The sequence below is a fragment of the Branchiibius cervicis genome (genome assembly GCF_042661605.1).
GTDB lineage: Bacteria > Actinomycetota > Actinomycetes > Actinomycetales > Dermatophilaceae > Branchiibius > Branchiibius cervicis.
Map to the genome: position 1 here is coordinate 2,956,642 of NZ_JBHSWJ010000002.1, position 11,960 is coordinate 2,968,601.

Below are 11,960 nucleotides of genomic sequence, written 5' to 3' on the forward strand. Positions count from 1 at the left end.
GGCAGCCGCAATCCGGTGGCTGTGCCATTGAGCGCCGGCGGCTGCAATCTAGCTGCTGGCGGTTGGCGCTGCAGGGAGTCCTGCATCGTGGGGATCAAGCCGGGCTCGCCCATCGTGAAGGCGCTGCGCGACATCGTCGAGATCACCGTCGAAAAGGTCGCTGTAAACATCGAGGGTCACGCTCGGCTTGGAGTGGCCGAGCATGCGCTGAACGGCCAGCACTGACGCCCCCGCCGAAACAGCCAAACTTGCTAAAGTATGGCGCAATTCGTGAGGTACGAGTCCCTCAAGACCGACCTCCTTCGCAGCCCGATCAAACCAGCTCCTTCGCATGTTTCGCACCCGCAGCACATCTCCGAGCGGCGAGGTGAAGACCTGCTCCTCTGGTCCGCGGCCGTCGATGAGTCCCTCGATCTCCTCCATCACGAACTGCGGAACTGGCACAGATCGCCGCTCCCCGTCCTTCGGAGCCGACCACACCAGCTTGCCGTTTACCTCGGTAACCGACCGCTCGACCATCAGCCGCGACCGCGCGACATTGACATCGCCGATGCGCAACGCCGAAAGCTCGCCGACCCGCAACCCGCAGTAGGCCAAGGTCAGCACGACGGGACGACCAACGTCACCGCAAGCGTGAGCAAGAGCAGCCACCTGCCCGTGAGTGAGGTAACGGCGCGGTGCGAGAGCTTGCGTCGGAAGCCGAACGTGAGCGCGAAAGTTGTTGCTAGGCAAACACTTTCGCGCAACTGCTAGGTCAACGACGGACGCAAATACGCCGAACGCTTTCCTGACCGTCCCGCCAGCGCCCGGCAGCTCATTTACCCACTTCTGTACGTCGTCGTGGCCAAGGTCGGCGACGCGCGTGTCACGCCACCGCGGCAGCACGTGATTGTCGAGAACGCTGCGGTTCCGCGCACGCGTGGTCGCGCTCCACTTCGGATTGCCGACGATCCAATCCTCCGCCAGAGCCCCAAACAAGGTCCGACCACTCTCCGGCGTCACGTACTGCCCGGTATTGAGGTTGGTCGTGACCTCATCCAGCCAGCGCTGTGCGTCCACCTTCCGAGCGAATGCCTTCGTGGTCTGCTTGCCACCGGCGGCAACTCGATAGCGAGCACGCCATTGCAGGCCCACTCCATAGCGGCTGGACCGCACTCGCCGGCCGGAGGCCTGGTCAACGACGTGCCACCGGTCGTCGATCGATTTGCTCACCATCATCCGACCTTGGCTCAGCCCTTGGGAAGCCGCTTGAACGCCGCGACGGCAACCGCATCAGCATCGGCTTCTACCTCTCGAGCGGCAGCGACGAGATCCTCGAGCGCCGACTCCTCGTGAGCGTCCAGTTCACCCTCGCCGTGGGCTGACATCCAGTCCCCAAGCACCGAGCTTGAGTCCAGGAGCTTGAGTTGGGCTTTCTCGAAAGCGGTCGCCGCGCGACGAAGCTCGCCGGCCGCGAGCTCCACGTCGATCATTGCCTCTCGGAGCTCGGCCGCCTCCTCTGGGAGAAGCCTTGTCATCGCGCTGATGTCGGTTTGTAGTGTTCGCGCGATTTGAGCGCCCTCGCTCAACCGAACGATGCGCTCGCCCTTCTCGATGCGAGACACAGTTGTGGGGTAGATCTGCGCGAGCCCAGCCTCCTGCAGTCGTTCAGCAAGTTCTGCCTGGCTCCATCCGAGACTCTCCCTTTGCCGCCGAAGGTTGCGCGCGAATAGCTCGTCCTCGTTCGCGATCTGCTCACTGCTGTACGTCATGAACCAACACCCTAACGGATTGGTGCTTGTCGATTTCATTGATTTGTGTCTAGACTCAGCACGTTCTAGCAACTTCCACAAACACAGATTGGATACGTAATGAACACACAGAGCCCAAGCACCCTTGACCTGGTCACCGTCGACGACGTGGCCGCAATGCTGGGCAAATCCCCCTCATCCGTGCGGTGGATGCGCCACATCGGCGAACTTCCTGAGCCGGCCAAAATCGGTGGCCGTGTCGTGTGGCGGCGCCAGCAGATCATCGACTGGGTCAACTCGCTGTTCCCTGACGCGCCTATCGCGACGGAGCAGGCGAAGTGAAAAGCGCTCGACGAAGGCGGGGTGTCGTTGGGGCTTCAGCGGGGCTGGAACACCGTCCAGGCTTGGGACTCAGACACCGTCGCGTTGCGGTGGTTCCTCGACTCGATCGATGCCTCCTTCACACTGACTCCGGACCAAGCGCAGCAGCTGCAACTCCAGATAGCCAAAGTGCTGTCCGACATTAGGCGTCCTAGACGTCAGTGGACCGACGTCACCGAAGGCACACACCAGGGATCGAAGGAGGGAAGGCATTGAAGAAGGAACGAACTCAGACAGCGACCGTCGCCGAGCGGCAACTCGACGACGGCCAAGGCAATCAGCTGGGAAGCGATTACGACGCTGCGACCGCTCTTCGCGACGTGCACGACCATCGACGATGAGCCACTCACGAAGAGGCACCGTTGTCGATGTCGAACGCGAAACCCACTGGCAACGAATTGACCAAAGCCTCTATCCGCTCCCCCTGCAACTGCATTAAACGCGCGGCCGCCTGCGTCTGCGGAGCACTGATATCGCCAACAGCATTCGCCGTCCGTGCGATCTGGTTGAGGTTGTTGGCACCGTTGGCCGTGAGCCGCAGGGCTGTTCGCAGCTCGGTCAACACTGTCGTCAATCGCGCGGCCGCTGCGGCATCGCCGGCGAACAACGACTGCTCGTAAAGACGCGGAATGGAGATCCCAAGGTAACTGGCCATCGCCGCGACCCGCGCGTACTCCTCGGCCGAATGCCGGATCTCCACCCGATGCGGCCGCCGCCCATCGGTACGCCGCCGCCGATACAACCCGTCACGACCCATGACCCCTCCGCGCCTGCCTGTGGTTGACTCGCGCACGTCAGTGCGAGTCCACACTGATCATTGCGGCGAGCACTGACAATTCGAGATCGCGGACGTAGGTCGGGCCTAACCTCTAGCTTGCTGCTCACACGAGCATGCGCGATCAAACCGGCATGATGGATCCATGCCTCCGACATCGAACGCCCGAGAATGGCATGGACTTGTCGCTACGTCGTGCCAGCCCGTAGCACAGCCCGTCTTTCACTACACGTCCAGCACAAGCCTGGTGCCCATCGTGTCGGATCGACTGATGTGGGCCGGGCAAGCAACAACTATGAATGATCGTGCTGAAATTAGTCAGGGTCGTCGTAGGGTTCGTAGTCTTCTCGGCCGACTTACCCGATCCCCCAACGTTGAGTTTCTCCGCTCGCTCTTGGAGCGACCTGCGGCTAACCGACCGTGCCAGGTCTTTGTGCTGAGTGCGTCGACGGACGGTGACGACGCCAATCAATGGCGGCTCTACGGTGCAGGGGGTTTGGTTACGCCATAGAACTGGACCCAACCGCCGAGCTTGCAGTCTGTCGGCAGCTGCCACGACCCGAGCATCGTTCTGTTTGGCAAAGCATGGACGACGCAGTGACGGTAACTCCGTGGCTGTCCGTCCTGTATCGGGACGACCAGATTCGCGCAGCCCTTGAGGAACTCAGTAACCGCCTCGAGCTTGCCGAGTCGGCAATCACAAACTCGGCTCGCGAGGAGACAGACACTGCATTGGAGGATCTTGGCGCGGAGGCTGCCGAGGCGATTGAAGGCCTGACCCACTTGATCAAGTCAGAGGGCTTCTCGGGCGAACGCGAAGTTCGCACGGTCGCCTCGGTGTGGCAGGGGCAACACATCCGATTCCGGCCGACAGCGCGCGGTGTCGCCTCTTACGTCGAACTGACCAGCAGACCCGAGTCCGACCAAAACCACCATTGGTCTCCGATGGATAGGGTTGTAGAACGCCGAGAACACCCGCACGAGCGCACTCAGCTGCCAATTCTTTCAGTTCGCTCAGGTCCGTTGATCGATTTCGCCGAGCACGAGAGGACTCTTCGATCGTTCCTATCTCACGGCGATCTTGATGCCTGCAAGGTGCTTAAGTCCAAATTGCCCCTGCGCTGAGTCGGGTGCTCTGCGCAATTGGTCCACCCAGGATGCAATCATCGGCTGTTCCCTACACTGACCAACACCATGTCTGCCGACGACGTCACTCGTCTGCCTGCTGAGGCTCGAGCCCGCGTGCTGATCGACGCCCAGCTGGCCGCAGCGGGCTGGGCTGTGCAGGACGGCAAGGACCTCAACCTGTTCGCCGGCCCGGGCATTGCCGTGCGCGAAGCCGTCATGGCCAAGGGCCACGGCCGCGCCGACTACCTGCTCTACGTCGACAAGCGCGTCGTGGGCGTCATCGAGGCCAAACCGGTCGGCACCACCCTGTCCGGGGTGGAGTGGCAGTCCGCGATGTACGCCGAGGGGTTGCCTGAGACCCATCGCAAGCGGGCCGCGCTGAAGGACGGCCGGCTCCCGTTCGTCTTTGAGGCATCGGGCTCCGAGACCCACTTCACCAACGGCTACGACCCGAACCCGCGCTCCCGCAAGATCTTCGCCTTCCCGAGGCCGGAGACTCTCGCCCGCATCGTGCGGGACGCTGCGGACGACCCGGTCGCGCCGACCTGGCGGGGCAAGATCCAGACCATGCCGCCGCTGGCCACCGACTTGTTGCGACCGGCGCAGATCGATGCCATCACCAACGTCGAGACCTCACTACGGCAGCAGCACTTCGACCGATCCCTCGTGCAGATGGCCACCGGCGCCGGCAAGACCTACACCGCCGTCACACTCGCGTACCGCTTGTTGAAATACGCCGGGTTCAAACGCATCCTCTTCCTCGTCGACCGCAACAACCTTGCTGATCAGACAGCAGGCGAGTTCGACAACTACACGACCCCCGATGACGGCCGCCGTTTCACCGAGATCTATAGCGTGCAGAAGCTCAAAGCTGCTGGGATGCTGGACAGTTCCGACGTCGTCATCTCCACCATCCAGCGTGTTTACTCCGTGCTGCGCGGCAACGAAGCACCCGAGGGCGACGACCAGGGCATCGACGACTGGGTGCCGGACGGGCCGGTCGATGTGCAGTACAACCCGGCGATGCCGCCCGAGGCATTCGACCTCGTCATCGTCGACGAGGCACACCGCTCCATCTACGGCGTGTGGCGCGGCGTGCTGGAGTACTTCGATGCCCACATCATGGGCTTGACCGCCACCCCGGGCAAGCAGACGTTTGCCTTCTTCCGGCAGAACCTCGTCTCCCAGTACACCTACACCGAGTCCGTGGCCGATGGCGTGAACGTCGACTTCGACATCTTCCGGATCAAGACCGAAGTCACCGAGCACGGCGCGACCATCGACGCCGGCACTTACGTGCCAAAGGTCGATCGCCGTACTCGAGACCAACGCATCGAGGCTCTCGACGAGGAGTTGGAATACACCAAGGGCCAGCTTGATCGAGCAGTCATGAACCCCAACCAGATTCGCACTGTCCTGGAGACCTATCGCAATAAGCTCCCGGAGATTTTCCCGGGCCGGTCCAGTGTCCCGAAGACGTTGATCTTCTGCAAGGACGACAACCACGCCGAGGAGGTCGTCACCCAGGTGCGCGAGGTCTTCGGCAAGGGCAACGATTTCGCCGCGAAGATCACCTACCAGGCCAAGGACCCCAAGGGTCACCTCAAAGCGTTCCGCACCTCCCCCACCCTGCGCGTTGCGGTCACCGTCGACATGATCGCTACCGGCACGGATGTGAAACCCCTTGAGTGCGTGTTCTTCATGCGCGACGTCCGCTCCGCGCAGTACTACGAGCAGATGAAGGGCCGCGGTGCGCGCACCATTGCCTCCGCTGACTTCCGGGCGGTGACGCCGGGCGAGGATGCCACGGAGAAGACGCGCTTCGTGATCATCGACGCGGTTGGCGTCACGGAGCACGACTTCGTCGAGCCACCACTGAACCGCGAGAAGTCGATCTCCCTGGATCAGCTGCTTAAGAAGGCCGCCAATCTGACTATCACCGAAGCCGAAACAGCCACTCTCGCATCGCGTCTCGCCGCACTTGAGATCCAACTCAAACCGGCTGAGCGAGCTGAGTTGGACGGTGTTGCGGGGCAACCGCTGAAGGCGATCATCCGTGGTCTCGTAGATGCCGTCGATCCGGACGTTCAACACTCCGCGTGGGAGCTTGCACCAGCAGGTACGTCGATCGACACCGTTATCGACGAACTCGTCGAGTCCGCGGTGCAACCGTTGGCTGAGAACCCCGAATTGCGTTCGCGCATCATGGAATTGCGCCGCCAGCACGACCTCGTCATCGATGAGATCAACCCCGACAAGCTCATCGAGGCGTACGGCGTGGGGGACCCGAACCGCGCCCGCGAAGTCGTCGAGTCATGGGCTGCCTACCTCGACGAGCACCGCGATGAAATCTCCGCGATCGAAGTCATGATGGCGGCCAAGACCGACGCCGCCCGTCGGCAGGGCGTGACCTTCGATCAGCTCAACGAGTTGGCCGAACGCATCGCCCGACCGCCCTACCGCTGGACACCGGACATCATCTGGTCGGCGTACCAGCAGCTCGAGGTCGAGCACGTCCGGCCCAACCCGAAGGCCCAGGTGACCGACCTGGTCTCGCTGCTGCGCTTCACCCTGCACGAGGACAATGAGTTGGTGCCCTACGCCCAAAGAGTCCAGGAGAGGTACGCCGGGTGGCTGGCCCAGCAGGCCCAAGCCGGAACGGAATTCACGCCTGAACAGCGCTGGTGGCTGGACAACATCGCGAACGTCATTGCCTCCTCCGCCGGCATTGATGCTGACGACCTGGACGAAGCGCCCTTCACCGAGCGCGGCGGCGTGGATGGTGCACTCCGCGACCTCGGCGACTCAGCCGGCGACCTGCTGGAAACCCTGAACCAGGAACTCACCGCATGATCGCGGTCCAGTCGACCTGGAGGACGGCCAAGCTGGCAGACGTCACACTTCCGGTGAAGAAGGCAGATCCTGCGATTGTCGGTCCGCCGTCGTTTCGATATGTCGACATCGGCGTGGTGGATGGCACCTCTCACCGAATCGAGGCGCCAGTAGTTGTAGAAGCGTCGGCGGCGCCCGGACGAGCGCGCCAGCACATCAAGGCGGGCGACACCGTCTTCTCCACGGTGCGCCCGTACCTCGAGAAGATTGCCTACATCAGTGAGGCGCTCAACGGCCAGGTTGCTTCGACCGGGTTTTGCGTGCTGCGTCCAGGACCGGAGGTCGAGCCACGCTTCCTGTTCCACTTCATGACCTCAGACGTTCTACTCAAACAGGTCTTGCCGTTGCAGCGCGGAGTGAGTTATCCAGCAGTCCGTGATAAGGATGTGAAGAACAGCGTCGTTCCGATCCCACCGCTGTCTGAACAGCGGCGGATCGTGGAGATCCTCGAAGACCACCTCTCCCGCCTCGACGCCGCAGCGAACTATCTCTCCGACGCCCGGCGCCGGTCCGACACGTTCGGAACGCATTATGTCGACTCCCAGCTGAGGCAGGTCAAATCGCAGCGTCGCGCTGTTGGAGACTTGTTATCCGAGCCGATGAGAAACGGGCACTCTGCCCGCGCCGTGGCGGACGGGAAACCAGGTATCCGCACCCTGACTCTCACTGCAGTGACAAAGGGCGAATTCAGCACCGAAAATACCAAAATCACCAGCGCTGACCCGGCACGCGTCGCATCGCTGTGGCTGCAGCCGGATGATGTGCTGGTCGAGAGGTCAAATACGCCGGAACTCGTCGGAACAACACGCCTGTACGACGGGCCACCAAACTGGGCGATATACCCCGATCTCGTTATCCGGCTCCGTGCCGGTGGCGACGTTCTTCCGGACTACCTAGCCATAGCTCTCAACTCGTCAGTGGTGCAGCGCAGCCTCCGATCACGGGCGAAGGGGCTTGCCGGCTCGATGCCGAAGATCGATCAGGGAACAATTGCCGATCAGCTAATTCCGCTACCCGACCTGCCAATCCAGCGTGAGATTGCCGACCGGATCGCAACGATGAGCAGCAACTTGGTGCGCACGGTTCAGATGCTTGAACGGCAGACTGCACGCTCCGTCCAACTCAGGCGATCGGTGCTGGCTGCGGCGTTCAGCGGGAAGCTCACCGGTCGGCGTACGGACGATGAGGTGGTTGAGGAACTGGCGGAGGCGATGAATTGATGGCTGCTGGCAAACAAGTCCGACTCTTCCTGGTCGATGGCACCGCCGGTGGCCTGATCACGGCCGAGATCATGAACTGGACCGGCCACGTGCTCAAGGGAACCCGCGACAAGCTCGCCGTCATCCGATCCCGCCCCGAGGCCCAGCGGACGGGGGTCTACATCCTTCTCGGCGAGGACGAGCAGACAGGCGACGCCACGGCGTACATCGGGCAGAGCGACGACGTCGCCAAGCGGCTCACCCACCACGACCGGGACGAGAAGAAGGCTTTCTGGAACGACGTACTTGTGATTACGTCCAAGGATCAGAACCTGACCAGTGCCCACGTTCGCTACCTGGAATCCCGGCTGGTCCGTTTGGCCAAGTCGATCGGTCGCACTCCCCTGGCCAATAGCAACGAGCCGACCGGCGGCGCGGACCTGCCGGAAGCGGACGCCTCGGACATGGAGTACTTCGTCGACCAACTTCGCGTCGTGCTTCCGGTCCTGGGCGTGGACATCTTCCGCGGTCGCGAAACACGGTCTGCTCCGACGACGCAGCCCTCGGCGCCGGCCGACCAGCCAGTGACGATGTCCCCCGTGTTTCACCTGCGTCAGAAGAAGGGCGGCATCGATGCCCAGGCGCAGGTGATCGACGGCGAGTTCACGGTGCTTGCCGGGTCCCGAGTAGCAGCGGACATGCCCACCCGGACCAACTACTCGTCCAGTTCAGCGCGTCAATACGAGCGAAGGAAGGCGATGCACTCCCGCCTTCTGACGGAGGGATCGATCACGGTCGAGGCCGACGGAGCCGGTCGTCTCACGCGGGACGTTGTCTTTTCTTCGCCTTCCGCGGCCGGCGCTGTTGTCCAGGGAACGGTCTCCACCAACGGTCGGACCGCATGGGTCGCAGAGGATGGAACGACATTTGCCGACTGGGAGTCGCGCGAGCAGGGAGTTGACGACCCTCTCTGACGGTGGACCTGCAGAAATCCGAGTAGGTCAATGTCACAGGCCCGATCTACCCTGAGGATCAAGAACGACGGATCCCGGGAAGGGGTGATCGCCATGACTCGCCAATATGAGATTCGCCTGATCGGGCATCAAGCCCCCGACGGCGAGGTCCTTTCCAGCGACGCTGTGAATTTGATCAGTTCCTTCAAGGAGCTGACCTACCGGCTCACCCGGTCCGCTGCGAACCGCGAGGGCCTGGGTCGCACCGACGCCGTGCTGGAGAAGTTGGCGACAGTACGCGTGAGTCTGCGTGCCGGAAGCACACGACTTGGGTTCGTAGTCGGCGACGAGGACGGCCTCATCGATCCTGTCGCCGACGAGGCCGATGCCGCCTACTGGCGAATCGTCCAGGGCCTCGCCTCCAACTCTCGCCCTGAAGGAGTGTCCGAGAGCGCGGCCGTGGCGGTGGACGATCTGATCCAAGCGATGGCCAAGGCCAGTCCGACGGTCGAGCTCAATGCACCGGACCGCCCGTCAGTCACCATTGCCACCGCCGAGATCATCCGCGCCCCATGGCAGCGGCGCGAGGAGCCAGCAACCGAGCAGGTCACGCTGCACGGGATTCTCGAAATGGTGGACCTCGCAAGTGACCGTTTTCGCATTCGAGACGCCGTTGGGAACAAGATCGACCTCGTCGACGTCGTGGACTCGGATGTTGTCGCCCATCTTGTCGGGGTCGAAGTTGCCGCCACCGGCGGCTTGGTCATGGGCTCGGGATCGCATCGGACGCGGTTGATGAGTCCGACGGTTGTCGCCGCGACACCCGTTTTCAAACTACTCGGTGTTCCCGCGACCAAGACCGTCGAGGAACTCGTTGCGGAGGCCAGCCAGGCGCCGCCGGCCGAGCCGCTCGACCTCACGGACGACGAACTCGCAGCGTTCCTAGCGGCAGCCCGTGGTTGATCGACTGGTTCTTGTAGACACCGATGCCTTCAGCAAGGTGGTGCTCAGGAGACGGGATTCTGATCCACGATCGGACGGCTGGCGCAAGCTATTGACCGGGTGGAAGCTGACGATTGCGGCACAGAGTGAGGCGGAGATGAGGTACGGCGCGCTGCTGGCGCAGTGGGGCGAACCACGTATGGCCGCCTTGGCGCAGACGTTTCGGCGCGTTCCGACTCTCCCGGTAACTGAGGACGTGATCACCAGCTTCGCTACGATCCGCGTCGCGTGCCACCGCGCTGGGCATCCGCTGGCCGCGAAAGCGCACATGGGGGACGCATGGGTCGCGGCGACCGCGCACGCCTATGACCTGCCGCTCCTCGCTGGAGACCAGATCTACCGGGAGGTCCCCGGGTTGCTTCTACTGGAAGACGCGTCATGAATGATGCTCGGCGACTGGCAGACAAACTGTGGTCCTACGCTAACGTGCTGCGCGATGACGGTGTGGGAGTCATCGAATACACCGAGCAGCTGACCTACCTGCTGTTCCTGAAAATGGCGCACGAGCGCGCCACCAGGAAGCTCAACCCGGAAGTCATTGTGCCGCACGAGTTTTCGTGGCAGCGCCTCCTTGATACGGATGGGGCGGAGTTGGAGACGACGTACTCGGCGATCCTTCAGGGCCTTGGCAAGCAACCCGGCACGCTGGGAACGATCTTCCGCAAGGCGCAGAACCGCATTCAAGACCCCGCCAAGCTCAAGCGGTTGATCCACGACCTAATCAACAAGGAGAACTGGTCGCAGACCGGCACCGACATCAACGGGGATGCGTACGAGTCACTGCTGGCCAAGGGCGCCAGTGACAAGGGCTCCGGCGCTGGGCAGTACTTCACGCCGCGGTCGATCATCTCCGCGATGGTCGACATCATTCAGCCGACCGTCGCCGACACCGTGGTCGACCCGGCCTGCGGGACGGGCGGCTTCCTGCTGACCGCGCACGAGTACGCCTCCCGCGACGCAGCGTCACTGAACCCGGCGCAGCGCGACCACCTCAAGAACGATTTCGTGCACGGCGTCGAACTCGTCGACGGCACAGCACGATTGGCGTCGATGAACTTGCTGTTGCACGGCATCGGCGACGCCAAACGTGACTCCCTGATCGAGGTCAAAGACGCACTGATCGCGGACCCGGGCATCCGATGGTCAGTGGTCCTGGCCAACCCACCCTTCGGCACCAAGTCTTCGGTCACGATGATCGGCAACGACGGCAAGGAGGCTCGCGAGGATCGAGAGATCGAGCGCCAGGACTTCATCGTCACGACGTCGAACAAGCAGCTGAACTTCCTGCAGCACATCATGACGATCCTGTCGGTGCCCGGCCGGGCGGCCGTCGTACTTCCCGACAACGTGCTTTTTGAGGGCGGCGCCGGCGAGACATTACGCCGCAAACTGCTGGCCGACTTCGACCTGCACACCTTGTTGCGACTGCCAACAGGTGTGTTCTACGCCCAAGGCGTCAAAGCCAACGTGCTCTTCTTCGACAAGAAGCCGGCCGCGGAGAACCCATGGACTTCAAAGCTCTGGGTCTACGACCTGCGCACCAACCAGCACTTCACGCTCAAACAGAACCCGCTCACCCGGGCGCACCTGGACGATTTCGTCAACGCCGCGAACCGTCCGCACAACAAGCGCGAGGAGTCCGAGCGCTTCCATTCCTTCACGTACGACGAACTGATCGCCCGCGACAAGGTCAACCTGGACATCACCTGGCTGCGCGACGAATCCCTCGAGGATCTCGACAACCTGCCGGCGCCCGAAGTCATCGCTCGGGAGATCGTTGAAGATCTGACCGCCGCCCTGGCCGAGTTCACCGCAGTCGCCGATGCGTTGGAACTCACGAACCTTGCAGCGTCAAAGACGAAAGCCGACTAGGCGGCCATCATGCAGTGGCCCGCACACT

General features: G+C 62.6%; 11 protein-coding genes. 8 read left to right on the forward strand and 3 right to left on the reverse strand.

Features of this window, described 5'->3' with window-relative positions; all coding sequences use genetic code 11:
• Positions 1-48: 48 nt before the first annotated feature.
• Both ACFQBT_RS15305 and ACFQBT_RS15310 read right to left on the reverse strand, forming a co-directional pair.
• Positions 49-1,215 carry a tyrosine-type recombinase/integrase gene (locus ACFQBT_RS15305; RefSeq protein ID WP_377823945.1) on the reverse strand — a complete coding sequence of 389 codons (1,167 nt, stop codon included), beginning with the start codon at positions 1,213-1,215 and terminating at the stop codon, positions 49-51.
• 14 nt (positions 1,216-1,229) lie between these two features.
• Entirely contained in the window at positions 1,230-1,751 is a 522-nt protein-coding gene (locus ACFQBT_RS15310; RefSeq protein ID WP_377823946.1) for a helix-turn-helix domain-containing protein, read from the reverse strand.
• 99 nt (positions 1,752-1,850) lie between these two features.
• Here ACFQBT_RS15310 and ACFQBT_RS15315 point away from each other — a divergent pair, with 99 nt between their 5' ends.
• Entirely contained in the window at positions 1,851-2,072 is a 222-nt protein-coding gene (locus tag ACFQBT_RS15315) for a helix-turn-helix transcriptional regulator (protein ID WP_377823948.1), read from the forward strand.
• Between the two features lie 385 nt (positions 2,073-2,457).
• On the opposite strand, the gene ACFQBT_RS15320 is transcribed toward ACFQBT_RS15315, so the two are convergent.
• Positions 2,458-2,868, reverse strand: coding sequence for a hypothetical protein (locus tag ACFQBT_RS15320; RefSeq protein WP_377823950.1), 411 nt, complete (start codon positions 2,866-2,868; stop codon positions 2,458-2,460).
• Between the two features lie 603 nt (positions 2,869-3,471).
• Between ACFQBT_RS15320 and ACFQBT_RS15325 the strand changes: the two genes are divergently transcribed.
• From ACFQBT_RS15325 to ACFQBT_RS15355, 7 genes are all read left to right on the forward strand, one after another.
• The gene (locus tag ACFQBT_RS15325; RefSeq protein ID WP_377823952.1) at positions 3,472-4,011 is read left to right on the forward strand and encodes a hypothetical protein; all 540 of its coding nucleotides are present in this window, start codon (positions 3,472-3,474) and stop codon (positions 4,009-4,011) included.
• A gap of 69 nt (positions 4,012-4,080) precedes the next feature.
• Entirely contained in the window at positions 4,081-6,867 is a 2,787-nt protein-coding gene (locus ACFQBT_RS15330) for a type I restriction endonuclease subunit R (protein WP_377823954.1), read from the forward strand.
• Positions 6,864-8,126 carry a restriction endonuclease subunit S gene (locus ACFQBT_RS15335; protein ID WP_377823956.1) on the forward strand — a complete coding sequence of 421 codons (1,263 nt, stop codon included), beginning with the start codon at positions 6,864-6,866 and terminating at the stop codon, positions 8,124-8,126. The genes ACFQBT_RS15330 and ACFQBT_RS15335 overlap by 4 nt, the downstream gene beginning before the upstream one ends.
• A complete protein-coding gene (locus ACFQBT_RS15340; protein WP_377823958.1) occupies positions 8,126-9,079 on the forward strand; it encodes a GIY-YIG nuclease family protein in 954 nt (317 codons plus the stop codon). Before ACFQBT_RS15335 ends, ACFQBT_RS15340 begins: the two co-directional genes overlap by 1 nt.
• A 93-nt stretch (positions 9,080-9,172) precedes the next feature.
• Entirely contained in the window at positions 9,173-10,021 is an 849-nt protein-coding gene (locus tag ACFQBT_RS15345) for a hypothetical protein (protein ID WP_377823960.1), read from the forward strand.
• Entirely contained in the window at positions 10,014-10,442 is a 429-nt protein-coding gene (locus ACFQBT_RS15350) for a PIN domain-containing protein (protein WP_377823962.1), read from the forward strand. Before ACFQBT_RS15345 ends, ACFQBT_RS15350 begins: the two co-directional genes overlap by 8 nt.
• On the forward strand, positions 10,439-11,932 hold the full coding sequence (locus tag ACFQBT_RS15355; RefSeq protein WP_377823964.1) for a class I SAM-dependent DNA methyltransferase: 1,494 nt from the start codon (positions 10,439-10,441) through the stop codon (positions 11,930-11,932). Before ACFQBT_RS15350 ends, ACFQBT_RS15355 begins: the two co-directional genes overlap by 4 nt.
• Positions 11,933-11,960 lie beyond the last annotated feature (28 nt).